The sequence below is a fragment of the Actinomycetospora sp. NBRC 106375 genome (assembly GCF_030269665.1).
Taxonomy (GTDB): domain Bacteria; phylum Actinomycetota; class Actinomycetes; order Mycobacteriales; family Pseudonocardiaceae; genus Actinomycetospora.
Window position 1 is genome coordinate 236,060 of record NZ_BSTS01000008.1, and the last position, 25,619, is coordinate 261,678.

A 25,619-nucleotide genomic window follows, 5' to 3' on the forward strand; every position below is an offset into this window, starting at 1 on the left:
CCTACTCCTTGTCGGGGTCCGTCCCCGAATCGCTGTCGGTGCGGAAGTCGTCCGGCGTGGCCTCGGACAGCGCGCGACGCAGCTGCTCCACCTCGTCCTCGACGTCGGCCGTGGTGGCCGCGGTCGGGTCGGCCTCGTCGGGCTCGTCCTCGGCGCCGCCGACGGTCGCCACCGCGGTGGCGGGCAGCGCCGCCTCCGAGAGCACCTCCTCGTCGGCCTCGATCGGGCAGCCCTGGTGCACGGCGAGGGTGACGGCGTCGCTCGCGCGCGCCGACACCGCGCGGGTGCCGCCGTCCGACGTCGCCAGGTCGAGCTCGGCGTGGAACTGGCCGTCCACCAGCGCCGTCAGCCGGACACCCGTGAGCCGCGCGCCGAACGCCTCGACGGCGTCGAGGAGCAGGCGGTGGGTCAGCGGGCGAGGCAGTGTCGCGGCCACCTCCGCGGCGGCGAGCGCCGTCGCCTCGGGCGCGCCGATCCAGATCGCGAGATAGCGCCGCCCGCCGGTGCGCTCCCGCAGCAGCAGCACCGGGTCCTCGCTGCCCTGTTCCTGGCCCACCCCGGCGACCTCGACCTCAGCCATGTCCCCACTATCCGCCCGGGACCGCGCCCCGTCGACCGGGCCCCGACCGCTCTGGGCGAACACGTGCGTAGCCGTAACCGGAACGTGGTACCTCTTAGCTCGTGAAGCTCGACCTCACCCTGACCGTCGACGGGCACCACCACAGCCTCACGGTCGACACCCGCACCACCGTGCTCGACGCCCTGCGCGAGCACCTCGACATCACGAGTCCCAAGAAGGGCTGCGACCACGGCCAATGCGGCGCCTGCACGGTGCTGCTCGACGGGCGTCGCACCCTGTCCTGCCTGTCCCTCGCCGTCGCCCACGACGGCGCCGAGATCACCACCGCGGACGGCCTCGCCCCCGACGGCGAGCTGCACCCGCTGCAGCAGGCCTTCGTCGACCACGACGCCTACCAGTGCGGGTACTGCACGCCCGGACAGATCTGCTCCGCGGTCGGCATGCTCGACGAAGCCGCCCACGGCGCGCCGAGCGTCGTCACCGACGACCTCACCGGCGACGTGCGGCTCGACCGTGCCGAGATCGCCGAGCGCCTCTCGGGCAACCTCTGCCGCTGCGGGGCGTACGCGCACATCGTCGACGCGGTCGAGCAGGTGGCCCGATGAAGCCCTTCGCCTACGAGCGCCCCCACGACGCGGCCGGCGCCGTCGCCACCGTGACCGCAGACCCGGACGCCGCGTTCCTCGCCGGCGGCACCAACCTCGTCGACCACCTCAAGCTCGGCCTCGCCGCGCCGAGCACGCTCGTCGACGTCACCGGGCTGACCTCCACCGAGATCACCGATCTCCCCGAGGGCGGGCTGCGGATCGGCGCCGGGGTGCGCAACGCCGACTTCGCCGCCGACGAGCGGGTGCGCGCCCGCTACCCCGCGCTCGCCCATGCCCTGCTCGCCGGCGCGTCCGGCCAGCTCCGCAACATGGCCACCACCGGCGGCAACCTGCTCCAGCGCACCCGCTGCGTCTACTTCCAGGACCTCACGACGCCGTGCAACAAGCGCGAGCCCGGCTCGGGGTGCTCGGCGCTCGACGGCTGGGCCCGGCACCACGCGGTCCTCGGCGCCACCCACGAGCCGGCCGACGTCGCCTGCGTCGCCACCCATCCCTCGGACATGGCGGTCGCCCTCGTCGCGCTCGAGGCGCAGGTGCGGGTCCTCGGCCGCGACGGCGAGCGCGCGATCCCGCTGACCGACCTCCACCGCCTCCCGGGCGACGACCCGACGCGGGACACGACACTGGCCCACGGCGAGCTGATCACCGCGGTCGACCTGCCGGCGTCGCCGATCGCCGCGCACTCGACGTACCGCAAGGTGCGTGACCGGGCGTCCTACGCCTTCGCGCTCGTCTCGGTCGCCGCCGCCCTGGCGGTCGACGACGGCGGCACCATCACCGACGCCCGCGTCGCCCTGGGCGGGGTCGCCCACGTGCCGTGGCGCGCCACCGCGGCCGAGAGCGCGCTGGTCGGCGCCCCGGCCACCGACGACACCTACCGCGCCGCCGCGCGCGCCGAGCTCGTCGACGCCCGGCCCGTGGAGAGCCCGCGCGGCGGCACCGCGTTCAAGCTCCCGCTGGTCACCGCGACGCTGGCCGCCGCGCTGCGCGGGCTGGCGGAGAACTCTGCGCAGGAGGCCCGATGACCACCGCATCCCGTCCCTTCGTCCCGCACGCCGTCGGCACGGCGATGCCGCGGCCGGAGGGTCCGCAGAAGGTCCGCGGCACGGCCCGCTACACCGTCGAGACGCCGGGCAGCGACGCGCTGTACCTGTTCCCGGTGCAGGCAGGCGTCGCGCGCGGGCGCGTCACGGCCATCGACACGAGCGCGGCCGAGGCGCTCGAGGGCGTCGTCGCCGTCCTCACCCACGAGAACGCCCCGCGCCTGGCCCGCGAGGCCGACGCCGACCACGGCGTGCTGCAGTCGTCGACGATCCACCAGCACGGCCAGTACCTCGCCGCCGTGCTCGCCACCTCCTCGGAGTCCGCGCGGGAGGCCGCGTCGCTGGTGTCGGTCGAGGTCGTCGAGGAGCCGCACGCGGCCGTCCTCGACGAGGACTCCCCCGACCTCTACACCCCCGAGGCCCTCGTCGTCGGGGTCACGGACGACACCCGCGGCGACCCCGAGGCCGCGCTCGCGGCGTCCGCGGTCACGCTGCGCCGGACCTACCGGACGCCGATGGAGCACCACCAGCCCCTCGAGCCGCACGCGACCGTCGCGTGCTGGGAGGACGGCCGGCTCGTCGTCCACGACGCGACCCAGGCCGTGAGCTGGACCCGGCAGGCGCTCGCGGCGGCGTTCGGGCTCGACGAGTCCGACGTCGACGTCGTCGCCCAGCACGTCGGGGGCGGCTTCGGCTCGAAGGGCGGCACCCACCCGAACACGATGCTGACCGCGCTCGCGGCGCAGGCCGTGCCGGGCCGGTCGGTGCGGTACGCGCTGACGCGCCAGCAGATGTTCGACCTGGTCGGTTACCGGCCGGCGACCGTGCAGCACGTCGCGCTGGGCGCCGACCGCGAGGGCCGGCTCACCGCGATCACCCACGACGTCGTCGACCAAGGCTCGAAGATCGGCGAGTTCGTCGAGCCGGCGGCCGCGTTCAGCCGCGGCATGTACGCGGCGGAGACGCGGCGCACGACCCACCGCGTGGTGCCCCTGGACATCGGGGTGCCGACGTTCATGCGCGCCCCCGGGGAGGCGCCGGGCAGCTTCGCGGGCGAGTGCGCGATGGACGAGCTGGCGATCGAGCTCGGGATCGACCCGATCGAGCTGCGGCTGCGCAACGAGCCCGAGGTCGACCCGGAGTCAGGGCTCCCGTACTCCAGCCGCAACCTCGTGGCCTGCCTGCGCCGGGGCGCGGAGCGCTTCGGGTGGGCCGACCGTGACCCGGCGCCGCGGGCGCGACTGGTCGACGGCTGGTGGCACGGCACCGGGGTGGGCTCGGCGTCCTTCCCCGTCCCGCGGTTCCCCGGCTCGGAGGCGACGATCCGGGCGACCGGCACAGGCGACACGGCGGGCTACACCGTCGAGATCGCCGCCTCCGACATCGGTCAGGGCGCGCGGGCGGCGCTCACCGCGATCGCGGCCGACGCCCTCGACGTCGGAGTCGAACGGATCGACCTGCGCATCGGCGACACCGCGTTCGGCCCGGCGGGCCCGGCCGGCGGCTCGGCGGGGACGACGTCGTGGGGCGCGACGATCGTCGAGGCGGCCGACCGCTTCCGGGACAAGTACGGCGACCACCCCGAGGACGGCGACGAGGCCGACGCCCACACGCCGGACAACCCGTGGGCCGGCGAGTACTCGATGCACGCCTTCGGGGCGCACTTCGTCGAGGTGGCGGTGCACGCGGACACCGGCGAGATCCGGGTGCCGCGGATGCTGGGGGTGTTCGCCGCGGGCCGGATCGTGAACCCGCTGACCGCCCGCTCGCAGTTCCTCGGCGGCATGACGTGGGGGCTCTCGGCCGCCCTGCACGAGGAGAGCGTGCTCGACGACCGCTTCGGCCACGTCGTCAACCGTGACTTCGCCGGCTACCACGTCGCCACGAACGCCGACGTCGGCACTTTGGACGTGGAGTGGCTCGACGAGGACGACCCCTACGTCAACCCGATGGGCACCAAGGGCATCGGCGAGATCGGGATCGTCGGCGTCGCGGCGGCGATCGCCAACGCCGCGTACCACGCCACCGGCGTCCGCGTCCGCTCCCTCCCGATCACCCTGGACGCCTTCCTCTGACCGGCGTACGTGAGCGAACTTCGGGGCTATAGCCCCGAAGTTCGCTCACGTACGGCTCGGGTCACCGGGCGGTGGTGATCCCCCGGCCCAGGCTCGTCACCGCGTCACGGGTCTCGGTGATCGCCGCGACGCACTGGTCGGCCGCGCCGCCCGTGGCACAGCCCGCGCGCAGGAAGTGGTCGTGACCGGCGACGACAGCCGCCGCCGGATCGGTGATCTCCCGCTGGTCCGGGCGCGCGACCGAGGCCGCGTTCGCCACGTTCAGCACCTCTTCCTCCCACCGCCCACACCGCGGGTACAGCCCCGCGACGTCACGCGACGTGTAGCAGGCGTCCTGCTGGACGAGCTCCAGCTTCGTGCGCGCGGCCTCGAGCGACTGGTCCGGCCGCGCCGCGGGCCCCGAGGTGCCCTCGGTGTACTCCGACGAGCACCCGGTCACCGCGAGCACGGCGAGCAGCAGCCCGAGCACCACCCGCGCCGCTGCGATCACCGGCCCACGGTGTCAGGGGTGCCGGAGGGTCGCCACCGCGGGGTGATCAGGTCGCCGCGGCGGCCGGGAAGTCGGTGTCCCGCCCGAGCGGCTCGACGGCGTCGAGCTCGGCGAGGCGCGCGTGGAACGTGTCGCGCACGGTGTCGAACGCGTTCGCGCCGAGCGGCAGACGCAGCGGCGGGTCGTCCATCGCGGCGACGTCGACGACGGCGCGGGCGGCCCGCTCGGGATCGCCCGGCTGGGTGCCGTCGAGCGTCGCGAACCGGGCGCGCGAGGTCTCGAGGATCTCCGCGTAGGCCGGGATCGGGTCCGCGACGACCGGCGAGCGCCCCGCGAAGTCCGTGCGGAACGGCCCGGGCTCGATCATCGTGACCTTGATGCCCAGCGGCGCCACCTCGGCCGCGAGCCCCTCGGACGCGCCCTCGAGCGCCATCTTCGTCGCCGAGTACGCCGACCCGCCGAGCGCCGAACGCACCCCCGCGATCGACGACATCTGGATGACGTGACCCGACCCCTGCGCCCGCATCACCGGCAGCACCGCACGCGTGACGGCCAGCGCGCCGAAGACGTTGACCTCGAACTGGGCGCGAATCTGCGCGTCGGTGAACTCCTCGAACGCGCCGCGGCTGCCGTACCCGGCGTTGTTGACCACGACGTCGATCCGGCCGAACTCGGCCACCGCGCGGTCGACGGCCGCCGTGACCGCGACCGGGTCGGTGACGTCGAGCGCCGCGGTGCGGACCCGCTCGGGCGCCTCCGCGGCGAGGTCCGCGACGTCGCCCTCCTTCCGCGCGGTCGCCACGATCCGGTGCCCGCGCGCCAGCGCCGCCCGGGCGATCGCGCGCCCGAACCCGGTGCTGGTCCCGGTGATGAGCCAGACCTTCCCGGCCCCGTCCTGCGGCGTGCTCATCGCCGCCACCTCCTGATGCCTTGGGTATCAAGACAATCTAGCTTGAGTGCCAAGATAGTGTCGAGCCGTGACCACCGACGAGCCCCGCGACGCCGTCGACGTGGAGCTCCCGACGTGGATGGCCCATCTCCCCGCTGTAGAGCCCGACGTCGAGTCTGCCCGCCAGCGCATCCGGCGGCTCTCGCGGCTGTTCGACGAGGTGATCGCCGACGCCGCCGCCGACCACGACATGAGCGTCGGCGACCTGGAGGCCCTGTCGGTGCTGGCGCGGGGCGACGGCGAGCTCCTGCCCGGCGACATCGCCCGCACCCTCGGCATCACCTCGGGGAGCACGAGCCTGCGCCTCGACCGCCTGACCCGCGCCGGCCTCGTCGAGCCCGCGCCCCGGTCCGGCGACGGCCGCAGCCGCCCGGTGCGGCTGACCGAGAGTGGTCGGCAGCGCTGGCGGTCCGCCACCGACCGGCGCACCGATGTCGAGCACAGCCTGGTCACCGGCGCGCTCGACGGCGACGACCTGACCGCCCTCAACGACCTGCTCGCGGCGCTCCTCGGGCACGTCGAGCGTGAGCTCGGCCGGCACGCGCCGGCGCGCGGGCCGGTTCAGCGCGTCGAGCGCTGACCCTCGGAGACGCCACACCTGATCCCGACACGCGGAGGCCCCGGTCGCCAGGTGGCGGCCGGGGCCTTCGTCGTCTCAGCGCTTCAGCACGAGCACGATCGCGATCACCACGAGCAGCACCGACAGCAGGTCGGCCGCGACGATCGCGTGGGTCTCGGAGAGCACGAGGAGCTTCGGCCCCTCGACGGGCTTGTTCAGCGGCAGCCACGCCAGCGCCACGAGCACCAGCACCCCGGCCAGCACCAGCCGCCCCCGCCGCGTCATCCCGGGACCCTGTCACGGTCGGGCCCCGAGTCTCAGCCGGCGAGCGTGAAGCCCTCCCCGTCGGCCGCGGCGCGCAGACGGCGCACGGTGACGGCGTGGTGGCTGCGCAGCAGGTCCTGGTCGCGCCGGCGACGGACCTCGTCGGTGATGGTGCGGTGCACGCTGGCGCCGACGAGCAGGCCGATGACGAAGATGGCGCCGATGGCGACGGCGGCGGCGATGACGACGGTCCCGATCATGATGTTCCCTCCCCTGGTGTTCCGGGCCGGCGCCGGATGTGGCGCCGGGACCCTGGAGCTCCCCCCAACCTGTGCATGACTTTAGGGAGCCCCCCGGGATGCGGAAGCAGAAGAAAAACCGTTGATCCTGCGCCCGGCGGGAGAAGATAATCGTGCATGCCATCGAGGCGTCGGGGTCGCGAGACCCGGCCGGTGTCCGTTTCGCTCGATTCCGGTGACAGCCTCGTCCGTTTTGCGGCGATCGCCCTCATCGATCGGAACGTGGCCTCCCGCGCGGAGCTGGCCGAGCGGATGGGCAAGCGCGAGTCCAACCTCCACGCCTCGCTGTACGGGCGCCCGTCCGCCGACCGCGCCACGATCACGAGGTCGTTCCTGCAGGACCTCGAGCGCGCCCTGGTCGCCCTGCCCCAGGCCACGGAGATCGAGCCGCACATCCGCCGACCGCTCGCCACCCTCGTCGGCCTCCGCGAGGAGCTCGCCGAGGAGGGCGACGCGGACGCGGGCGTGCGGGTGCACGGGGCGTGGTTCGGCGAGCTGTGCGCCACCGGGCCCGCGCGCGACGCGGTCGAGGCGATCGTGCGGGGCGAGGCCCTCCGCGACCTGGTGCAGGAGGCCCGCGACCGCCGCGAGACCGAGCGCCTGCTCACCGGCCCGCTGGGCGAGCACGCCCGCCAGACGCTGGTCGACCTGCTGGCCGTGACCGGGCTGCCCCCGACGGTCGGTGCGTCCGCGATCAACGTCCTGGCGCGGCTGGGGCTCCCGGCCGTCGCGGAGATCGGCCGCGAGGTCTACCAGTCGCCGATGGGCTTCCGCAGCCTGCGCGCACTGACCCGCATGCTCTGGCGGGTCCGCCTGCGCCGCGCGGGCCACGCGGAGGGCTTCCCGCTGGCCAGCGGCGAGCGGGAGCTGCTCGACGAGATCGAGGACGTGCTCCTCGCGGTCGAGGAACGGCCGCCGGCCGACCCGTACCCGGCCACCGGTCTGGTGGTCGAGGCGCTGCGGTTCGCGCCGGCCGAGTGGGACTGGGTGGACGCCGCGATCGTGGCCCGGGCGCGCGACGGCGAGCGCCCGGTGCGCGAGCGGATGTTCGCCCTCGCCGTGGCCGCCGATCGCGCCGTCCGCGACGTCGACTCCCTCCTCGCCGACGTCGGCGGGCAGCCCGGCGACGAGGAGGGCCTCGCGTGGGCCGCGGCGGTCCTGTCCCACCGCGGCGACCAGGCGCCGGCGGAGTGGCTGGCGCCGCCGTCGTCCGTGCACGGGCGACGACTGTGGCCCTGGCCGCCGGGCCGCCCGGAGCCGGCCGCGGTGCAGGTCGTGCTCGACGCGCTCGACGACGCCGACCCCGCCCTGCTGCCCGGCTCGGTGCGTGACGGCACCAAGGTGCTCGTCGCCGAGGCGTTGCTGACCCTGGACGAGACGCGCCGGCGCCGGGCCCTCGACGTCCTCAACGTCGCCCACGTCAGCGGGGTGGCCGCCACCGCGATCTCGGCGATGCCCCGCGACCCCGACCGCGTGCCCCGCTGGCTGCGCGAGCGGACCGCGTTCGTCCTCGGCTACCTCCAGGGGCACGACTCGCTGCCGCGGCTGCGCGAGATCGTCGCGGCCGGGACGGAGCACCCGGCCGTCCTGCACGCCGCGGCGTGGGGCATCGGTGACACCTGCGGCACCGGCGCGTGGCGCACCCACCGCCACTGCGTCCCGGTCGACGACCTCGCCGCGCTCCTCCGGCATCCCGCTCCCGGCCCGCGCCACGCCGCCGCGTACACCCTCGGCGTCACCCGGCAGCCGGGCGCCCGGCCGGCCCTCGCCGACGTCGCGACCGACCCGCACGCCGACCGGACGACCGTCGCCCTCGCGCGCTGGGGTCTGCGGGTGTTCGACACCGAGCGGGTGAAGGCGCGCGCCGACGCCCCCATGTGCCTGCCCGACTCGCGCACCTACCTGCACGCCGACCGGTGACCGGCGCGAGCGGAGTGACCGGCGTGAGCGGCGTCGTCGTGACGACGAGCAAGTCGGCGTCCGACGCGGTGCGCGCGGAGGCCCGACGGGTCGCCGACACCTGGGGTCTCCCGCTCGTCGAGCGGGGCAAGGCCTCCGTCGCGACGGTGCGCGGCGACGCGACGACGGCACTCGTGTGCACCGAGGAGGGCTGGGTCGCCGAGTCGGCGCGGGGGCGGCTCGCGTTCCACCAGGGCACGGCGGCCAAGCGGCTGCGGGCGCTGCGCCACGGCCAGACCGACCCGCTGGTGCGTGCCGGCGAGCTCACGCCGGGCGACCACGTCCTCGACGCCACGCTCGGTCTCGGCCGGGACGCCCTCGTCGCCGCCTGGGCCGTCGGTCGGGACGGCGCCGTGATCGGCATCGAGGCCGACTTCGTCCTCGCCCTGCTGGCCACCGAGGGCTTCGCGGGCCCTATCCCGCGCGCCGGCTCGGCGCCGGTCGAGGTCCGCCGCGGCGACTCGCGTCAGGTGCTCGCGGCGATGGCTGCGGCCGGCGAGGGCGTCGACGTCGTGCTGCTCGACCCCATGTTCGGCGGCCCCCGCGCGTCCGACACCGGCTTCACCCTCGCCCGCGAGCACACCGTGCCCACCCCGCTCGACCCGGAGTGGGTCGCGCTGGCGCGGGCGGTGGCGCGGCGATGGGTGGTCGTCACCGCCGAGCGGGCCCGGGACTGGTTCCCGGACGCCGGCCTGGAGCGCCTGGAGGGGACGCGGTCGGGACGGTGGTTCCGGGCCAGACCCGCTCCGGCCGCGGCGGCTTAGCGACCGTCGGGCTCGCCGGCCGTGGGCTCGGCCACGCGATCACGATCGCCATCGCCAGGGCGACCGCCGAGAGCAGGTCGGCGGTGGTGATCCCGTGGCGCGACGACAGCTCCAGCAGCGTCGCGCCCTCGACGGGCTTGTTGATCCGCGTCCAGATCACCGCGGCGACCACGAGCAGAGCCGCCGTCAGCAGGCGGCGCGCCGAGAACACCATGACAAGGAGACGTCCGCCGCGCCGTCATCGTTCCCGGGAGACCGGACGAGCTCAGCCGTGCTCCAGGATCAGCCGCAGCAACAGGACGAACAGCCCCACAACCCCCGCGGCCACGGCCCCGAGCACCGTGGCGAGCACGGTGCGCCGCGCGCGGTAGCCGCCGATGCCGCCGATCACCACGAGGAAGACCAGCCCCAACCAGATGACGGCGTCGACGGCCTCCTCCGGCGTGTACAGGTCCGTGGCGGCGCCGACGATCGCGATCACCACCGGCGGCACGGCGAGCTGGAGGACCTGCGCCGAGTGGCCGACGATGCGGCGGATCTCGCCCCGGGCCAGCGGTGGCGCTCCCGTCCGGCTGACCCGCGCCAGCACGCCGGCGAAGACGTACGCGGCGAACGTCGCCACGAGCGGCCCCACGGCCACCAGCGCGGCCTCGCCGAAGTCCGCGATGCCGTCGTCGAGCGCCACCACCAGCACCGTCAGCAGCACGACCGTCTCGTAGACCGCGTGCTCCACCTCGAGGCGCAGCGGGCCCCAGCGCAGGGCGAGCGTGTCGGTCACCCGCCGCATCCTGGTGCCCGCGCCAGGACGGCACGCGGCGGACACCCCGGGCGGGTGAGACGGTGGCGGTCGCTGGATGCCCGGAATCCGCGTCGTGAGCCGTCAGCCCACGGGCGGCCGCGGCGCCCAGTCGCACGGCCCCTCGAGGACGACGCCGGCGTCGCCGGGCCGCAGGTGCATGCTCGCCGGTCCCGCGACCGTCCGCTGCCCGGCGACGGCCCCCGCCGACCCGTCGAAGCCGAGGAGACGTACGTAGCTGCACGACGTGGCCGCGCCGGTGGGCCCCGAGGTGGCGTAGACCCCCGCCGGCATCTGCCAGGGCCCGTCGCCCACCACGTGCACGCCGGGACGGAAGACCGGCGGTTCGGGCGCGGCGGCGGTCGGCACCGGGTGGCGGGTGCCGAGCACCAGTCCGACCGCCACGGCGACGAGGACGAAGGCGACGCCGGCGGCCCAGCGGCGAGCGCGTCCCGGCGGGGCGCGATCCGCCCGGGGCTCCTCGAGCTCCGGTGACTCCCGGGGCGAGGGCACGACCGGGTCCGCCGCCGGCCGCACGCGCACCGTGTCGGCCTCTGTCGGCGACGGGGGGATCGCCGGGTCGGAGCGGCGCGCCGGCGGCTCCGGCACCCGGACATAGCGTCCGCCTTCCGGATCGAAGACCGAAGCCACGCAGCTCACCTCCCTGACCGTGACCGTCGCGGCGCGGGGCCTCGTCCCGCGCGCGTCCGCCCAGGAGAGCGCCCGCCGAGCCACCCCGCTCCCCAGCGTCGGGCGCGGCGGGCGCTCTCCTCCGTCCCCCCACACCGACTATCGCCACAGACGCCCGGCAGCGTCACACGATCGGGCTGACGATCGCCGTCAGGTGTGCTTGACGCGCACCTCACACGTCCGTGCCCAGCACCGACTCGGTCATCGACCGCGCGAGCCAGGCCTCGTAGCGGTCGAGGCTCCACCCGCACCGGCGCAGCAGACGGTCGGCGGTCTCGGGCGCGGTGAGGGTCCACAGGATGTCGCCGGCCTCGGCGACCGTGAGCCCCGCGCGCAGGCCGAAGCGGTCGGCCAGGAAGCGAGCAGTGGTCGCCGTCCCGAGCGCTCGCTCGCGCTCGATCGTCTCGACGAACGCCCGCACGTGCGGATCCCGGCCGGGCGCCTGGATGTGCACGGTCGTGAGCAGGGGCCCGGCGCGCTCGAGCATCTGTCGTCCGACCCGCGCGTAGAGGTGCAGCGCCGTGGCGGCGTCGGGCGCGGCCGCCATCGCGGCGGCGTGCGGGCGCTCGCCGACCGCCAGGGGCTCGTCGTCGCCGGCCAGCGCCACGTCGTAGACGGCCTTGAGGACGTCGGCCTTGGTCCCGATGACGTTGTAGACGGTCTGCGGGCTGACCCCGGCGCGGAGGGCGATCGCGTCGACCGTCGCGCCGGTGTAGCCGCGCCGGACGAACAGCTCCCGCGCCGCGCCGAGCACCCGCGCCCGCGTCTCGCGGACCTGCTCGGCGCGGTGCGCGTGCGCCGGCGGTGCGGCGCGGGGCGTGTCGGCCACCACCGCAGGATGCTCCTGCTCAGGCCTCGACGGGCAGGGACGCGACAGGGAGGAACGCCGCGGGCGGCGCGGGCGGCTCGAGCGCCCCGGACTGCCACAGCGCCCCGAGCTCGTCGCGCACGCCCCAGTGCTCGGCGAGCAGGCCGTCGCGGACGCGGTAGAGGTGCATGGTCTCCATCGCGTACGGGCGGCCCGTCGCCGGGAAGCCCAGGTGCTCGGACGTCGCCACGCCGTGGACCGTGGCGCGCGCGGCGAACCAGTCCCCCTGCGCGAGGGTCTCGTGGACCTCGTAGCGAATCTTCAGGACGTCCTTGAGCCAGCGCATGGTGTTCACGTAGCTCGCTCTGCCCGGTGGCATCCAGGGCGGGGCGCCGTGATCGACGAAGTCCTCGGTGACGAGCTCGCCGATGCGCTCGATCTCGTCGGCCTCGAAGGAGGCGATGACCTGATGGGCGAGGGTCTCTGCGGTGTTCATGGAACGAGAGTCCAACCAGGACACCGGGCGCCGCCACGATCTTGGAGGAACGCGCCCGCGCGTTCCACCGGGCCGTCGGAGGGCACCGGGCCTAGGGTCCGCGCGTGACGTGGTGGCACGGCCTGCTGATCGCGTTCGCCGGAATCTGGGCAGGGACCATCAATACGGTCGTCGGATCCGGGACGCTGGTGACGTTCCCGGTGCTCGTGGCCCTCGGCTACCCGCCGGTGACGGCGACGACGTCGAACGCGATCGGCCTCATCCCCGGTTCGTTCACCGGCGCGTGGGGCTACCGTGGGGAGATCGCCGGCGCCCGCGGGCAGCTGATCCGCTGGTCGGTGATGTCGGCGCTCGGCGCGGTCGTGGGGACGATCCTGCTGCTGTCGCTGCCGCCGGACGCGTTCGAGACGATCGTGCCGTTCCTCGTGGGGATCGCGCTCGTGCTGGTCGTCGTCCAGCCGTGGCTGACGCGCCGTCTGCAGCGGTCCGGCGGCGGGTCGCGCGGCGGCTGGCTGCTCTACCCGCTGATCTTCCTCATCGGCGTCTACGGCGGCTACTTCACCGCCGCCCAGGGGATCATGCTCGTCGGCGTCATGGGCCTGCTGCTCACCGAGCCGCTGCAGCGCCTCAACGGCTACAAGAACGTCCTCGCCGCGGTGGTCAACCTCGTCGCCGGGGCGATCTACGCGGTCGTGGCGCCGATCAGCTGGCCTGTCGTGGCGATCCTCGCCGTGACCTCCACGATCGGTGGCCTCCTCGGCGCGCGGATCGGGCGGCGGCTCTCGCCCACCGTGCTCCGGGCGGTGATCGTCGTCGTCGGGCTCGTGGCGATCGTGCGGCTGGTCGTGAATTGAGCACCGCTGACGTTCGGCGGACAAATGGGGGGCAGGTGGCCGCTCCGCGTTCACCCAGTAGCGTCACTCTGGACCGCGATACGCTGTACTCTCCGTCGATATTCGTGCATTCGAGATAACAAGAGCCACCCAAGTGTGGTCCGAAACCTCGAATCGATCACACACCGCTGCTAGCGTCCCGGTTCGCAGGGGCACCTGGGGGGGAGCCGCGCTGCCAGCTGTCGGGGTCTGGTCGCTGTCGATTCTCCCGCCCGGTCCTGCTCATCGGGATTGTTGGTCATGTCGTTCTCGGGTGAGTCCTGTCGCCCGAAGTCCTGCCGCGGGGGAGTGGCGATGAAGGGGCGGTTAGAGATCAGGACGGTCCTCGACAGAAGCGCGGCGGGCGCCTCCGACGCGGTCTCGGTCGATCACGTCACCCAACCTCGACGCGTGTGCCAGTACGTACTCGCCCTCGGTGCCGGAGTCGTGCTGGTGGCAACGGGCTGGTTCGTGGAGGGCCGGCTGGCCGCCGACGATCTCGCGTTGGTCCTGGCCCTGGCCGCGGCGGGTTCGGGTGCCGCGGCGGCACTGCTGGCGGTGTTCGCCGCCCGCTTCGGTGCGGACCACCAGGCTGGCTGGGTCAGCATGGCGCTCGCCTGTTACGGCTTGCTCGTCATCCCGACCTCGACGATCGCGGCGGTCCACCCCGCCCCGGACACCGTCGCGGTGCGGGTCCTCGCCGACGGCATCGTCATGTGCCTGCTCCTGATCGCGGCGATCGCGCCGCCCCGGCTCTCGCTCCAGCGTGTCTTCGCGGTGCTGCTCGGTACGGCCGCGGCCGTCATCGGAGCCGCCGCGTTGGGTACGGCTCTCCCCGAGACGGTGCGCGAGGTGGCCGGCGTCGTACCGATCGGCGTCGGTCTGACGCTGGCGTGGGCAGCGTCGGGCGTCGCGATTGCCGCGCGCGCGGCTAACCGCCAGAACCGAGGTCTGTGGCTGGTCGGTGTGGGGATCGCCCTGCTGGGCGTCGCGCGGGCCCTGCGCTTGACGACGCTCGAGTGGCCTCTGGTGGACGCCGAGGAAGTCTCGACCGGGCTCCGCCTGGTCGCCGTCACTCTTGTGCTGTGCGGCGCCCTCGGTCTGGCCCGGCAGGCGCTGGCCCAGTTCGATAACCGGCACGACACCTTGGAGGAAGAACTCCGACTCGCGGTGGCCCGGCTCGCGCACACCGCCGAACGTGATCACGAACTGCGCAACGGACTCGCCGGTCTCGCGGGCGCGGCGGCCCTCGTCGACGGGAGCTACCCGGATCCGCAGCGGCTGGGCACCGTCGTGGCTTCCGAGCTGAGCCGGCTCGACATGCTGCTCCGATCCCCGGTCGGCGACCGGAGTGCGGAGCTGGTGACGCCCTACGCCGTCGCGCCGGTGCTGCATGGGCTCGTGACACTGCGCGACTCGTCCGGTATGGACATCCGGCTGGAGGTGGAGCCGGACCTCCACGCGATCGGGTCCTCCACGACGCTCGCTCAGGTCGTCACCAACCTCCTCGCGAACGCCGAGCGACACGCGCCGCGCAGCCCCGTCGAGATCACGGCCCTGCGCCGCGACGACCGGGTGATCGTGCAGGTCCGTGACTTCGGGCCAGGCCTGCCACCCGGTGCCGAGGACGCGATGTTCGGGCGTGGCGTGTGTGACGAACGCGCGGGCGGTCTCGGCCTCGGCCTCTACCTGTGCCGTCGTCTGCTCGCGGCCGAGAACGGCGCCCTCACCCCGGGCTCACCGGGCGGCGAGGAGCCGGGGTGCGTCTTCACCGTGGCTCTTCGCGGGGCCGCGAACCCGTGGTGCGCGACGACGCCGACTCGGCCGCGTCTCCGGACCGCCTCGTGATGAGCGAGCTCGCCGGTGATCGACCCGTACCGGTGAGTGAGGACTACCCGGTCGTGATCATCGACGACCACGAGCTGTTCAGCACGACGCTGACGATGGCCCTCCGCAATGAGGGGTTCGACGCCAGGACGCTCGCGGTCCCGGACATCCGCCTGTTCATGGACCGACCGACGCCGCACCTCGCCGGCCTCGCTGTCCTCGATCTCGACCTGGGCCGGGATGCCGAGGGCCAGTACCTCCACGGCGCCGACCTGGTCGATGGGCTGCGAGCGGCGGAATGGAAGGTCCTGGTCGTCAGCGGGAGCATGGACCAACCGGGGATCGCCGCGGCGATCGCTGCCGGCGCGATCGGCTCCGTGCCCAAGTCGCGCTCGTTCGACGTGCTCCTGCGCACCGTGATGACCGCCGCGGCCGGCGGCCAGGTCATGACAGAGTTCGAGCACCGCGAATGGCTCGATCGCCATCGCCGCTACCTGGCGCAGGAGCGTGAGCTGTCTCGGCGTCTCGCGCGACTCAGTTCCCGCGAACGCGAGGTCCTCGAGCTGCTCGCCGCGGGGATGCGGGCCGCGACGATCGCCGAACACTTCGTGGTGAGCATGCCGACGGTTCGCACCCAGATCCGGTCGCTCCTGGCGAAGCTGGAGGTGAGTTCGCAGCTGGAAGCTGTTGCTCTGCTGCGCCAGCTGCCCGACCCTCGCGAGCGCTCGAGACGCAGCTCCTGAGCATCGGCCCCCGACGCGCCACCGCGTCGGGCCGCTTCGTCAATATTCACGATGCGCCGTTCTCCTCGGCGGCGAGACGGTATTCCCCGGGGAAGCCTTTCCTCCGTCACCATTGTTCACGCGATGTCGCACGGCCAGCTCCACAACCGGACGTGCCCGCAGCGCTGGCCCTCGAAATCCCTGAGACAAACGGCGCACGGGGACCGGACATCAATCGTCATTCTTGACGACCGACATTCCGCCTGTCAGCTGCAACGATTCTTGAGCGTTCACGGAGCGGCAGGAGGGGGTGCGGACGTGGGCATCGTCGAGGCGGACACCAGCCGAGCGGCGCCGGACCAGCCACTGGTGGTCCGCTCGTCCCGTAGGGCGTGGGAGCGCCGCTACGTCCGGACCGTCGTCGCGATCGACGGCGTCGCCGCCCTGGTGGCCGGGATGGCCGCGTACGACATCCGCTGGGCCGACTCCGCGGGACCGGAGCCGCGGTGGGAGTACGTGGCGCTCAGCGCGGCGCTGCCCCTGCTGTGGCTGGCGGCGATGTCGGCCGCTCGTGCCTACGAGGCCCGCTTCCTGTCGGTCGGGTTCGAGGAGTTCCGTCGCGTCCTCATCGCCGCGGTCGCCGTGATCGCGACGGTCGCGACGGTCTCCTGGGCGACGAAGGCGGAGACCGCGCGCGGTTACGTCCTCATCGCCCTGCCGATGGCGGCGGCCCTGACGCTCCTGGGACGCTACCTGCTCCGCAAGTGGGTGCACCGCGAGCGCCGCCGCGGGTCCTACATGAGCGATGTCGTCCTGGTAGGGCACGCGCGCACGGGCGCCGAGCTGGTCCGGCAGATGCGCCGCGATCCCCACCACGGGATGCGGATCGTGGGGGCATGTGTCCCGGTCGGGGGGAACTCCACCGACCTGACCGACCTGACCGCGCTGGGCGTGCCGGTCGTGGGCGGCTTCGAGGACGTCGATCTCGCGCTCCGGATGACCTCCGCCGACGCCGTCGCCGTCCTGCCCTGCCCGGAGATGGACGGAGCCGCTCTGCGGATGCTGTCCTGGAGCCTCGCCAGGTCGGGGATCGACCTGCTCGTCGCCTCGGCGCTGCTCGACGTCGCGGGTCCGCGGATCGCGATCCGGCCGGTCTGCGGACTGCCCCTCCTGCACGTCGACGAACCCCAGCTGGCGGGTGGCCGCCGCGTGGCGAAGGCACTCCTCGATCGGCTGGTCGCCGTCATCGCGCTGATCGTCCTCTCGCCCCTGTTCCTGACGGTCGCGCTCGCGATCCGGCTCACGAGTCCAGGGCCGGCGATCTTCCGCCAGGCCCGGGCCGGATGGCACGGGAGCGAGTTCACGATGTGGAAGTTCCGCACGATGGTCCGTGACGCCGAGGCGCTGCGGCCCGGTCTCGACATGCTGAACCAGCACGGGACCGGCGAACTGTTCAAGATCTCCGCCGATCCGCGGATCACCCGGGTCGGGCGGTGGCTGCGCCGCACGTCGATCGACGAGCTCCCTCAGCTGGTCAACGTGCTGCTCGGCCAGATGTCGCTCGTCGGCCCCCGTCCGTTGCCGATCACCGACCGGCGCTACGAGGGCGAGGCACGGCGGCGGTTGTTCGTGAAGCCCGGCCTGACCGGCCTCTGGCAGATCAACGGCCGCTCCGACCTGGACTGGGAGGAGTCGGTCCGCCTCGACCTGCGCTACATCGAGCAATGGTCGCTCGCGCTCGACGCTCTGATCATCTGGAAAACGGTGTTCGCGGTGGCCAGGGGCCGCGGCGCCTACTGATCGACAAGCAGGACACGCGCACCGGGAGGTTGCAGTGAAGCGAGTGTGTGTCACGGGAGCGGGGGGGTTCATCGGACACCACCTCGTCACGTTCCTGAAGGAGAGGGGCTACTGGGTCCGCGGGGTCGACCTGAAGTACCCGGAGTACACCGACGTGGACGCCGACGAGTTCGAGCTGCTCGACCTGCGCCGGTGGGACGCCGCGCTGCAGGCGACGCGCGGGGTCGAGCAGGTGTACGCGCTCGCCGCGGACATGGGAGGGATGGGCTACATCTCCACCCACCACGCGGAGATCCTGCACACCAACTCGCTGATCAACCTGCACACCATCGAGGCCGCGCGGGTCCACGGCGTGCAGCGGTACCTGTACAGCTCGTCGGCCTGCATCTACCCGGAGTACCGGCAGACCGAGACCGACGTGGTCCCGCTCAAGGAGAGCGACGCCTACCCGGCCCAGCCCCAGGACGCCTACGGGTGGGAGAAGCTCTTCAGCGAGCTGCTGTGCTCCTACTACGCCGGCGAGCACCCGATGGAGACCCGGATCGTCCGGTTCCACAACATCTACGGCCCGTACGGCACCTACGACGGCGGCCGGGAGAAGGCTCCGGCGGCGCTCTGCCGGAAGGTCGCGCTCGCCGAGGACGGCGGCAGCATCGAGATCTGGGGCGACGGGGAGCAGACGCGGTCGTTCTGCTACATCGACGACTGCGTCGAGGGCATCTACCGGATCATGCAGTCCGACGTCGGCGAGCCGCTCAACCTCGGCACGGACGAGATGGTGTCGATCAAGGAGCTCGCGCGCGTCGTCGCCGAGGTGGCCGGGAAGCGGGACATCGGCCTGGAGCACGTCAGGGGCCCACAGGGGGTGCGGGGACGCAACTCCGACAACTCGCTGCTGCGCGAGGTCCTGGGGTGGGAGCCGACGACGTCCCTCCACGACGGGCTCCGCCCCACCTACCAGTGGATCGAGAAGAGGCTGACCAGCGGTGAGCGCAGCTGATCAGCGCGACGCGGAGGCCACGGCGGGCGGTCCCTCCCGGATCGACGTGCTCGGCGTGGGGATCAGCTGCCTGACGCTCGACTCCGCGGTCGAGGAGGTGTCGGGCTGGGTCGATCGCGGCGAGCACCGCTACGTCTGCGTCACCGGCGTGCACGGCGTGATGGAGTGCCGGCGCGATCCGGAGCTGTTGCGGATCCACAACGGCTCGGGGCTGACGACTCCGGACGGCATGCCGATGGTGTGGTCGGCCCGGTGGGCCGGTCGGCGCGACGTCAGCCGTGTCTACGGCCCGGACCTGATGGCGGTCGTCCTGGCCCGGGCGGTCGAGCGCGGCTGGTCGTCCTTCTTCTACGGCGGCGGTCCGGGGACCGCCGAGCTGCTCGCGGAGCGGCTCGCCGCGCGGTTCCCCGGGCTGCAGATCGCCGGCACCTGGACGCCGCCGTTCCGCCCGCTGCGCCCGGAGGAGGACGCCGAGGTCGTCCGGGCCATCAACGACTCGGGCGCGCAGCTGGTCTGGGTCGGTCTGAGCACGCCGAAGCAGGAGCGCTGGATGGCCGAGCACGTGGGGGCGCTGGACGCCAACGCCCTCGTCGGCGTCGGGGCCGCCTTCGACCTGCTGGCGGGCACCGTCCCCCAGGCTCCGCGCTGGATGCAGCGCGGCGGGCTGGAGTGGGCGTACCGGCTGGGCCGGGAACCGCGGCGGCTGTGGCGTCGCTACCTGCGGAACAACCCGGCGTTCGTCCTCAACATCCTGGCCCACCCGCCGCGGCCGGCCAGGACCATCCCCGACCCGGCCGGCACGGTCGGGTCCGGCACCACGGCGGGAGCACCGCGATGAGCGTGACGGTCCAGCGGTCGGACGCCAGGCCGACCTTCTCCATCGGCGACGTCGTGGAGGTGAAGCCCGCGGAGGAGATCCTCGCCGGACTCGACGAGCGAGGCGAGCTCGACGCGCTGCCGTTCATGCCGGAGATGCTGCCGTACTGCGGCCGGCGCTTCGTCGTCGACAAGATCGCGCACAAGACGTGCGACACCGCCACCTGGACCGGCCTGCGGCGCCTGCCGGACGCGGTGCACCTCGCAGGGGTCCGGTGCGACGGCCAGGCCCACGGCGGCTGCCAGGCGGGGTGCCTGATCTTCTGGAAGACCGCCTGGCTTACCCGGGTCTCCGGACCCGGGGGCGAGCGGTGCGCGTCGGGGCCGGTTCCGCTGCCCCTGCGCCCGCCGGGATCCCCGGCTCCGGACGCCTCCGCCGCGGACGCACCGGCGCCGGGGTGCCTCGGGTGCACGCGGGAGCGGCTCACCGAGGTGGCCCACGGCGCGTACCGCCCGCGGGAGGACGGATCCGACGAGCCCGTCTACTCATGCCAGGCCACCGAGCTGACCCGCGCGGCGCCGGTCGGCATCCCCCTCTGGGACGTGACGCAGTATGTGCAGGACGTCCGCTCGGGCAACGCACCCGCCCGTCAGGTCATCCGTGGCATCGCCATCGGCGCCTTCAACCGGGTGCAGGACCTCTCGCGCCGCAGGGTGCCCGAGCGGTTCCGGTTCCGCGGCGGGCAGCGCTACCCGTTCGTCCACGGCACGGCGGACCGGACGCCCGTCGAGAACCTCGACCTGCAGCCCGGCGAGTGGGTCAGGGTCAAGTCCCTCGAGGAGATCAGCGCGACCCTCAACGCGGACAACCTCAACCGGGGGATGTCCTTCGACCGCGAGATGCTCCAGTACTGCGGGCGGACGGCCCAGGTGCTGCGTCGGGTGGAGCACATCATCGACGAAGCGACCGGCCGGATGCAGACGATGAAGACGCCCTGCATCGTCCTGGCTGACGTCGTCTGCACGGCCGACTACCACCGGAGCTGCCCGCGCGGTGTCTACGCCTACTGGCGGGAGATCTGGCTGGAGCGGGTCCCGGCTACCCGGACGTCGCCACGAGCAGCAGGAGACAAGCGATGAGACTTCGACGCGCAGTCGTCACCGGAGGTGCGGGTTTCCTGGGCTCGCACCTGTGCCACCGACTCCTGCAGGAGGGCTACGAGGTCGTCTGCCTCGACGACTTCTGCACCGGCACCTCGGCGAACGTGGAGCACCTCCTGGAGGACAGGCGGTTCCGGCTCGTCCGGGCCGACGTCACCGATTACATCCACGTGTCCGGTCACGTCGACGCCGTCCTGCACATGGCGTCCCCGGCCTCACCCATCGACTACCTGCAGCTGCCGCTGCAGACCCTCAAGGTGGGCTCGATCGGCACGTTGCACTCCCTGGGCCTGGCCAGGGACAAGCAGGCCCGGTTCCTGCTGGCCTCCACCTCGGAGTCGTACGGCGATCCGCTGGTCCACCCGCAGCCCGAGACGTACTGGGGCAACGTCAACCCGGTGGGCCCGCGCGGCGTCTACGACGAGGCGAAGCGGTTCGGGGAGGCGACGACGATGGCCTACCGCAATGCGCGCGAGGTGAACACGACCATCGCCCGCATCTTCAACACCTTCGGGCCCCGGATGCGGCCCAACGACGGGCGCGCCATCCCGACCTTCATCGGGCAGGCGGTACGCGGTGAGCCGCTCACCGTCGCCGGTGACGGGAGCCAGACCCGTTCGGTGTGCTATGTCGACGACCTCATCGAGGGCCTCGTCCGGCTGCTGCACTCCGAACTGGCCGGACCGGTGAACATCGGCAACTGCGGGGAGATGAGCGTGCTGGATCTCGCCCGCCTGATCATCGACCTCACCGGCTCGAGCTCGGACATCGTCTTCGTCGACCGCCCGCAGGACGACCCCACCGTCCGTCGTCCCGACATCACGCTCGCCCGCACGGCCCTCGGCTGGGAGCCCCAGGTGGACGTCCGGGACGGACTGCGACGGACCATCGAGTGGTTCCGCGAGCTGACGCTCACCCCCGAGTCGGTCGTGGTCCCGCAGCAGAGCCAGGTGCCCCTGCTGGTTTCCGGCGTCACCGGAAGCTGATCCCGACCTCAACTCCTCGGTGCGGAGGCGTACCGAGGGGTTGAGGTGGGGCCGGCCGAACGGCCAACTGGATGTGGCTCAGTCGGGCTCGCCCGCGGCGGAGCCCGCCCTTGCATCGTCGACGGCGACGTCACGCGACGGTCCTGGTGGCGGCGGTTCCCACGACACCCGAGGCCGTCGGAGCGCCTCGGCGGGTTCAGTACCGCCAACCGTGTCCTGTCTGGATGGTTCCGGCGGGCCGGTGGGCCCCCGCGTGCGCCGGGCAGCTGCTGCCCTGCCCTTGGCAGCCGCAACGGCGACGGCCATGCCGGTGACGACGCCCTGTTCGAGACCCGGGACCCACGTGAGGTACCAGACCACCTGCATGGCCAGCAGCGGGGCCAGCATCCCCGGGTCGAACAGCCCGGCGCCCCCGACCCGGACCCTCCACAACCGGCGCAGCAGGCCGACGGTGAGCGCGATCAAGGCGATCAGGCCCCCGACACCTGCCCTGATCATCGTCTCGATGAAGAGGTTGTGCGGGTGGGCGGTGACGTCGAAACCTTCCACCACGCGGTTGAAACCGCTGCCGAACGGTATGCCCACCAGCCAGTTCACCGGGCTCTCCGACCAGCCGGTGACGAGATCCGACCAGCCTGCGACCCGCCAGTCGAGGGTCCCGGTGCTCGTGACCGTCCCGGCCGGGGCCTGGTCGCGCGCCAGCACGTCCCCGGCGAAGGCCAGGACGGTGAGCACGGAGGCGACGACGACGAGCGCGATCGCCCGCCCCCCGAGCCGGCGCCCACGCAGCAGGAGCACCGCGACGCCGACGAGCAGCGCCAGCCAGACGGTCCGGCGGTCGAGCACGACCACCACGACCAGCAGCAGCACTCCCATCCATCGGACCCACCGCGCCTGGCCGTGCCGGAACCAGAAGGGCACCGTGAGGAGCAACGCGCCGGCGAGGAAGAACGCGTACGGCCCGTCCAGGACCCGGGTCGCGGTGTCCACGCCGTTGCGCTCGGCCGGCACCCCGAGGTCGACTCCGGCGAACACCTGCAGCCAGCGGGCGCATGCCAGCAGCACCATCAGGCCGGCCATGACCAGCCAGACCCGGCCGATCCGTTCGTAGAGCTCAAGGGTGGGCCGGAACGTCGCCATGTACAGGGCGGCCCCGACGAAGAAGAGGTACTGGCGGGCGTCACCGACGCTCGTCTGGATCCCGTGATCGGCGATGCCGAGGATCAGCGACACCAGAAGCAGCGTGGCCAGCAGGATCAGCCAGTGCAGGTGCCGGCTGAAGTCGCGCAGTCGCAAGCACCTGGCCGTCGCCGCCGCGAGCACGATGACCACCACCAGGTCGGTGACGCCCACCCTCGTTCCGCCCAGCCTCACCGACGGCACCTCGTAGATGAACATCGCCTGGACGACTGCCGAGAGGAAGACGAGCGCAGCGCCGACCTCTGCTCGTCGGATCGTCACGTCGAGCAGGGCGATGCCGAACGCCGCGACGATCACAGCGCCGATGCCGAGCAGGATGATGGTCACCGCTGCACCTCGCTCACGGCTCGGTCGGGCGGGCCGACGACGAGGGACGCCACGCGCCGTCGTCGGCCGTCCGGCGGACCGAGCAGGTCGGCCGATTCCAGCCGGAACCACAGCTCGGCGCGGACGGCAGTCGCGGGACACACGCGGATGCACAGCACGAGCGCGATCGCACCGACCGCGATCTCGGCCGCGAGCACGGCGAGGACGGGGGCACCCGTGAGCACCCAGCGGGCTGCCGCGACCGCCAGCGCCACGCCCACCCCGGCGAAGATCGCCGGGACGTGGGCCTGGGACACCTGCGCCGCCCGCAGGTCGAGCACCGAACGCGCCAGGACGAGATAGCCGAGATAGCGCAGCAGCTCGGCGACCGCCACCGCCGCGCTGATGAGCCACACCTCGCGGGAGGTGAACTGCAGTGCGAGCACGATGAGCGCGGCGAGCACCACGAGGTACCCGACCTGCACCGCGACCGAGCGGTTCAGCTCCGCCCGGGCCTCGGCCAACGACTGCGACAGCTGGGAGGCGACGTGGCACGCGCCGGCGAGCGCGAACCACGGCACCAGCCCGACGGCGGCCCCCCACTGTGGTCCGAGCACCGCCTCGATCAGCTCCGGAGCCGCCACGGCCATGCCCGCGCTGAGCGGGAAGACCAGGAGTGCACCGAGCGACATGACGCTGAGGTAGCCCCGGCGCAACCGTTCGACGTTCCCCTGGACCCTGCTCAGGGTCGTGAACACCACGTTCGTCAGCGCCGCGGACATGTAGTTGCCGAGCGGCTGGAACACCAGGTAGTACGCCCGGCTGTACTGGCCGAGCGTGGCGGTGCTGGCGATCCGGGCGACGGTGAAGGTGTCGAGGTTGCTCCCGATGTAGTCCAGGACGTGGGCGATCGAGAGCCGGGTGCCGTACCCGCAGACCGCCCTGTAGTGCCGCCAGCCCAGCACCGGCCGCAGCGGGTGGGGCCGGAGGGCGAACTGCCACACCGCCTGGATCAGCGTCGAGGCGACGATGGCCGCCACCAGACTCCAGACCCCGGCCCCCAGCAGAGCCAGCCCGATGCCGACGACGAGGTAGCCGACCACGTAGCCGCCGACCGAGATCACCGACAACGCCCGGAAGCGCAGCTCGCGGCGGAGCAGGCCCAGCCCGGTCATCGACCAGCCCATGAAGAGGAAGGACGCCCCCAGACCGCGCAGGACAGGGGTCACCTCCGGCGTGTGGAACAGGACGGCGACGGCGGGGGCCAGGAGCCACACCAGCCCGAAGCAGACCACGCCGATCACGAAGCCCGCGGTCGACGCGGCCCGGATCTCCTCGTCGGTCAGTTCGGGCTTCTGCACCAGCGCGGACGCCAGCCCCATGCGCGCGAAGTACTGCCCGAACAGCACGACGAGGTTCGCCATCGCGACGAGTCCGAAGTCCGCCGGGTCGAGCAGCCGCGAGACCGTCGCCGTGTAGGCGAGGTTGGCGACCACGAGGGCCGCGATGGACAGTACGGACCAGCTCAGACCGGACGCAGCCGAAGCGGTCATGTTCGCGGTGCCCGTGGCACCGGTGCCGCTGCCGCTCGTCGCGTCGGCTCGGGGTGCGTCCACCCGCTCGCCCTACCGAACGCCCGAGACGGTGGAGAGGACGCCCGTGCGCTGCAGGACCAGCCCGAGCCCCCGACGCATGTAGGGGCTGAGCCAGTAGCAGAACCACAGCGGGCCCGCCCAGCGTTGCGCGAAGACGAACCAGGGCCGGGGCGCCAGCTCCTTCACCGACCACAGGCGGGCCAGTTCACGCTGCAACGGCTGCCGGTCGGTCCGTCGCGACGGATGCGAGGCGCAGAGCCCGGCCGTCCCGGGAGCGAGCCAGACCTCGCAGCCGGCGGCACGGGCTCGCAGCCCGTAGTCCAGGTCGCCCAACTGCTGGATGTACGCGGGGTCGATGTTGCCGATCCGCCGCACCACCGCCCGTGGGACCAGGACGATGTTCCCGTTCATCGTTTCGGACTGTCGTGGTTCGTCGCCCGGCGGAACCAGGGCCCAGCTCAGCCGGCGGCGCCGGGACGGCCGGGTCTGACCCCCGTAGGTGAGCTCACCGGTCTCCGGGTGCTGGGTCGACCCGACCACGATGACCGGGCCGCGGCCACCCTGGCGGAGCCGCTGCTCGGTCCGCAGCAGCAGCTCGAGAGCGCCGTCGTCGACGAGTGTCGTGTCGTCGTTCATCCAGAGGTAGTAGTCGTAGTCACCCGCCATGGCCGCGCCCAGGGCGCGGCGCATGCCGCCGTTCCAGTACTGGTGGCCGTCGCCGTCGAGCAACCCGACATCGGGATGGCGGTGTCTCACGGCCTCGGCCGTGCCGTCCGTGCTGGCGTCGTCCAGGACGAACACGTCGAGGGTGCCCTCCGCCACCTGCTGGGCGCGCAAGGAGTCCAGGCACGCCAACGTCAGAGCCTTGCGGTTGTGGACCGCCATGACGGCGGCGATACGGATGCCGGCCATCCGCTCCCCCTTGTCGAGCCGGTGCCGCGGGGTGCCCGCGCG

Annotated in this window: 26 protein-coding genes; 14 read left to right on the forward strand and 12 right to left on the reverse strand. The window is 73.1% G+C overall.

Going from position 1 to position 25,619, the window contains the following annotated elements; translation table 11 throughout:
• Window position 1: 1 nt before the first annotated feature.
• A complete protein-coding gene (locus QSK03_RS15600; RefSeq protein ID WP_285653708.1) occupies window positions 2-580 on the reverse strand; it encodes a bifunctional nuclease family protein in 579 nt (192 codons plus the stop codon).
• Window positions 581-681: 101 nt separating this feature from the next.
• Here QSK03_RS15600 and QSK03_RS15605 point away from each other — a divergent pair, with 101 nt between their 5' ends.
• From QSK03_RS15605 to QSK03_RS15615, 3 genes are read left to right on the forward strand one after another with little or no spacing between them, the layout of a single operon-like run.
• Window positions 682-1,185, forward strand: coding sequence for a 2Fe-2S iron-sulfur cluster-binding protein (locus tag QSK03_RS15605; RefSeq protein ID WP_285653710.1), 504 nt, complete (start codon window positions 682-684; stop codon window positions 1,183-1,185).
• A complete protein-coding gene (locus QSK03_RS15610; protein WP_285653712.1) occupies window positions 1,182-2,213 on the forward strand; it encodes an FAD binding domain-containing protein in 1,032 nt (343 codons plus the stop codon). The genes QSK03_RS15605 and QSK03_RS15610 overlap by 4 nt, the downstream gene beginning before the upstream one ends.
• Entirely contained in the window at window positions 2,210-4,306 is a 2,097-nt protein-coding gene (locus QSK03_RS15615; protein ID WP_285653714.1) for a xanthine dehydrogenase family protein molybdopterin-binding subunit, read from the forward strand. Before QSK03_RS15610 ends, QSK03_RS15615 begins: the two co-directional genes overlap by 4 nt.
• A gap of 61 nt (window positions 4,307-4,367) precedes the next feature.
• Here the strand turns inward: QSK03_RS15615 and QSK03_RS15620 are convergent, their stop codons facing one another.
• Window positions 4,368-4,796, reverse strand: coding sequence for a hypothetical protein (locus QSK03_RS15620; protein WP_285653716.1), 429 nt, complete (start codon window positions 4,794-4,796; stop codon window positions 4,368-4,370).
• A gap of 46 nt (window positions 4,797-4,842) precedes the next feature.
• Window positions 4,843-5,706 carry an oxidoreductase gene (locus tag QSK03_RS15625; protein WP_285653718.1) on the reverse strand — a complete coding sequence of 288 codons (864 nt, stop codon included), beginning with the start codon at window positions 5,704-5,706 and terminating at the stop codon, window positions 4,843-4,845.
• A 67-nt stretch (window positions 5,707-5,773) separates the two neighbouring features.
• Between QSK03_RS15625 and QSK03_RS15630 the strand changes: the two genes are divergently transcribed.
• Window positions 5,774-6,325, forward strand: coding sequence for a MarR family winged helix-turn-helix transcriptional regulator (locus QSK03_RS15630; protein WP_285653720.1), 552 nt, complete (start codon window positions 5,774-5,776; stop codon window positions 6,323-6,325).
• 75 nt (window positions 6,326-6,400) lie between these two features.
• On the opposite strand, the gene QSK03_RS15635 is transcribed toward QSK03_RS15630, so the two are convergent.
• Together QSK03_RS15635 and QSK03_RS15640 are read right to left on the reverse strand one after the other, a co-directional pair.
• Window positions 6,401-6,589 (reverse strand): hypothetical protein, encoded by a 189-nt coding sequence (locus QSK03_RS15635; protein WP_285653722.1) that lies wholly within the window; start codon window positions 6,587-6,589, stop codon window positions 6,401-6,403.
• Between the two features lie 32 nt (window positions 6,590-6,621).
• Window positions 6,622-6,828 (reverse strand): hypothetical protein, encoded by a 207-nt coding sequence (locus tag QSK03_RS15640; protein ID WP_285653724.1) that lies wholly within the window; start codon window positions 6,826-6,828, stop codon window positions 6,622-6,624.
• 261 nt (window positions 6,829-7,089) lie between these two features.
• On the opposite strand from QSK03_RS15640, the gene QSK03_RS15645 reads away from it, so the two are divergent.
• Both QSK03_RS15645 and QSK03_RS15650 read left to right on the forward strand, forming a co-directional pair.
• Window positions 7,090-8,787 (forward strand): HEAT repeat domain-containing protein, encoded by a 1,698-nt coding sequence (locus QSK03_RS15645; RefSeq protein ID WP_285653725.1) that lies wholly within the window; start codon window positions 7,090-7,092, stop codon window positions 8,785-8,787.
• A gap of 23 nt (window positions 8,788-8,810) precedes the next feature.
• Entirely contained in the window at window positions 8,811-9,590 is a 780-nt protein-coding gene (locus tag QSK03_RS15650) for a class I SAM-dependent methyltransferase (RefSeq protein ID WP_285653726.1), read from the forward strand.
• Window positions 9,591-9,855: 265 nt separating this feature from the next.
• Here QSK03_RS15650 and QSK03_RS15655 read toward each other — a convergent pair whose 3' ends face one another.
• The 4 genes from QSK03_RS15655 to QSK03_RS15670 form a co-directional block, all read right to left on the reverse strand.
• Window positions 9,856-10,368, reverse strand: coding sequence for a hypothetical protein (locus QSK03_RS15655; RefSeq protein WP_285653727.1), 513 nt, complete (start codon window positions 10,366-10,368; stop codon window positions 9,856-9,858).
• A gap of 102 nt (window positions 10,369-10,470) precedes the next feature.
• Window positions 10,471-10,995 (reverse strand): Rv1352/Rv1906c domain-containing protein, encoded by a 525-nt coding sequence (locus QSK03_RS15660; protein WP_285653729.1) that lies wholly within the window; start codon window positions 10,993-10,995, stop codon window positions 10,471-10,473.
• A gap of 253 nt (window positions 10,996-11,248) precedes the next feature.
• The gene (locus QSK03_RS15665; RefSeq protein WP_285653731.1) at window positions 11,249-11,905 is read right to left on the reverse strand and encodes a TetR/AcrR family transcriptional regulator; all 657 of its coding nucleotides are present in this window, start codon (window positions 11,903-11,905) and stop codon (window positions 11,249-11,251) included.
• Window positions 11,906-11,924: 19 nt separating this feature from the next.
• Window positions 11,925-12,380 (reverse strand): ester cyclase, encoded by a 456-nt coding sequence (locus QSK03_RS15670; protein WP_285653734.1) that lies wholly within the window; start codon window positions 12,378-12,380, stop codon window positions 11,925-11,927.
• Between the two features lie 104 nt (window positions 12,381-12,484).
• Here QSK03_RS15670 and QSK03_RS15675 point away from each other — a divergent pair, with 104 nt between their 5' ends.
• The 8 genes from QSK03_RS15675 to QSK03_RS15710 all read left to right on the forward strand — a co-directional run bounded on the left by QSK03_RS15675 (window position 12,485) and on the right by QSK03_RS15710 (window position 21,564).
• Entirely contained in the window at window positions 12,485-13,234 is a 750-nt protein-coding gene (locus QSK03_RS15675) for a sulfite exporter TauE/SafE family protein (protein WP_285653736.1), read from the forward strand.
• A 333-nt stretch (window positions 13,235-13,567) separates the two neighbouring features.
• Window positions 13,568-15,100, forward strand: coding sequence for an ATP-binding protein (locus QSK03_RS15680; protein WP_285653821.1), 1,533 nt, complete (start codon window positions 13,568-13,570; stop codon window positions 15,098-15,100).
• Window positions 15,100-15,822 (forward strand): response regulator transcription factor, encoded by a 723-nt coding sequence (locus QSK03_RS15685; protein WP_285653738.1) that lies wholly within the window; start codon window positions 15,100-15,102, stop codon window positions 15,820-15,822. The genes QSK03_RS15680 and QSK03_RS15685 overlap by 1 nt, the downstream gene beginning before the upstream one ends.
• Before the next feature lie 297 nt (window positions 15,823-16,119).
• Window positions 16,120-17,601 (forward strand): sugar transferase, encoded by a 1,482-nt coding sequence (locus tag QSK03_RS15690; protein WP_285653740.1) that lies wholly within the window; start codon window positions 16,120-16,122, stop codon window positions 17,599-17,601.
• Between the two features lie 34 nt (window positions 17,602-17,635).
• Window positions 17,636-18,601: an NAD-dependent epimerase/dehydratase family protein gene (locus QSK03_RS15695; protein WP_285653742.1), complete on the forward strand. Its 966-nt coding sequence runs from the start codon at window positions 17,636-17,638 to the stop codon at window positions 18,599-18,601.
• The gene (locus tag QSK03_RS15700; protein ID WP_285653744.1) at window positions 18,588-19,439 is read left to right on the forward strand and encodes a WecB/TagA/CpsF family glycosyltransferase; all 852 of its coding nucleotides are present in this window, start codon (window positions 18,588-18,590) and stop codon (window positions 19,437-19,439) included. The genes QSK03_RS15695 and QSK03_RS15700 overlap by 14 nt, the downstream gene beginning before the upstream one ends.
• Window positions 19,436-20,557 carry a hypothetical protein gene (locus QSK03_RS15705; RefSeq protein WP_285653746.1) on the forward strand — a complete coding sequence of 374 codons (1,122 nt, stop codon included), beginning with the start codon at window positions 19,436-19,438 and terminating at the stop codon, window positions 20,555-20,557. Before QSK03_RS15700 ends, QSK03_RS15705 begins: the two co-directional genes overlap by 4 nt.
• On the forward strand, window positions 20,554-21,564 hold the full coding sequence (locus QSK03_RS15710; protein WP_285653748.1) for a UDP-glucuronic acid decarboxylase family protein: 1,011 nt from the start codon (window positions 20,554-20,556) through the stop codon (window positions 21,562-21,564). The genes QSK03_RS15705 and QSK03_RS15710 overlap by 4 nt, the downstream gene beginning before the upstream one ends.
• A gap of 78 nt (window positions 21,565-21,642) precedes the next feature.
• On the opposite strand, the gene QSK03_RS15715 is transcribed toward QSK03_RS15710, so the two are convergent.
• Genes QSK03_RS15715 through QSK03_RS15725 form a run of 3 tightly spaced genes read right to left on the reverse strand, consistent with a single transcriptional unit; the run spans window position 21,643 to window position 25,577 of the window.
• Window positions 21,643-23,091: an O-antigen ligase family protein gene (locus tag QSK03_RS15715; RefSeq protein WP_285653750.1), complete on the reverse strand. Its 1,449-nt coding sequence runs from the start codon at window positions 23,089-23,091 to the stop codon at window positions 21,643-21,645.
• On the reverse strand, window positions 23,088-24,686 hold the full coding sequence (locus QSK03_RS15720; protein WP_285653753.1) for a lipopolysaccharide biosynthesis protein: 1,599 nt from the start codon (window positions 24,684-24,686) through the stop codon (window positions 23,088-23,090). The genes QSK03_RS15715 and QSK03_RS15720 overlap by 4 nt, the downstream gene beginning before the upstream one ends.
• Before the next feature lie 9 nt (window positions 24,687-24,695).
• Window positions 24,696-25,577, reverse strand: a complete 882-nt coding sequence (locus QSK03_RS15725; protein ID WP_285653755.1) for a glycosyltransferase family 2 protein — start codon at window positions 25,575-25,577, stop codon at window positions 24,696-24,698.
• Window positions 25,578-25,619 lie beyond the last annotated feature (42 nt).

Bases quoted from the DNA above. Each gene is read 5' to 3' on its own strand.
- QSK03_RS15685 (WP_285653738.1), top strand. From the start codon at position 15,100: ATGAGCGAGCTCGCCGGTGATCGACCCGTACCGGTGAGTGAGGACTAC.
- QSK03_RS15615 (WP_285653714.1), top strand. From the start codon at position 2,210: ATGACCACCGCATCCCGTCCCTTCGTCCCGCACGCCGTCGGCACGGCG.
- QSK03_RS15725 (WP_285653755.1), bottom strand. From the start codon at position 25,577: ATGGCCGGCATCCGTATCGCCGCCGTCATGGCGGTCCACAACCGCAAG.
- QSK03_RS15680 (WP_285653821.1), top strand. From the start codon at position 13,568: ATGAAGGGGCGGTTAGAGATCAGGACGGTCCTCGACAGAAGCGCGGCG.
- QSK03_RS15625 (WP_285653718.1), bottom strand. From the start codon at position 5,706: ATGAGCACGCCGCAGGACGGGGCCGGGAAGGTCTGGCTCATCACCGGG.
- QSK03_RS15670 (WP_285653734.1), bottom strand. From the start codon at position 12,380: ATGAACACCGCAGAGACCCTCGCCCATCAGGTCATCGCCTCCTTCGAG.
- QSK03_RS15600 (WP_285653708.1), bottom strand. From the start codon at position 580: ATGGCTGAGGTCGAGGTCGCCGGGGTGGGCCAGGAACAGGGCAGCGAG.
- QSK03_RS15710 (WP_285653748.1), top strand. From the start codon at position 20,554: ATGAGACTTCGACGCGCAGTCGTCACCGGAGGTGCGGGTTTCCTGGGC.
- QSK03_RS15640 (WP_285653724.1), bottom strand. From the start codon at position 6,828: ATGATCGGGACCGTCGTCATCGCCGCCGCCGTCGCCATCGGCGCCATC.
- QSK03_RS15705 (WP_285653746.1), top strand. From the start codon at position 19,436: ATGAGCGTGACGGTCCAGCGGTCGGACGCCAGGCCGACCTTCTCCATC.
- QSK03_RS15635 (WP_285653722.1), bottom strand. From the start codon at position 6,589: ATGACGCGGCGGGGGCGGCTGGTGCTGGCCGGGGTGCTGGTGCTCGTG.
- QSK03_RS15610 (WP_285653712.1), top strand. From the start codon at position 1,182: ATGAAGCCCTTCGCCTACGAGCGCCCCCACGACGCGGCCGGCGCCGTC.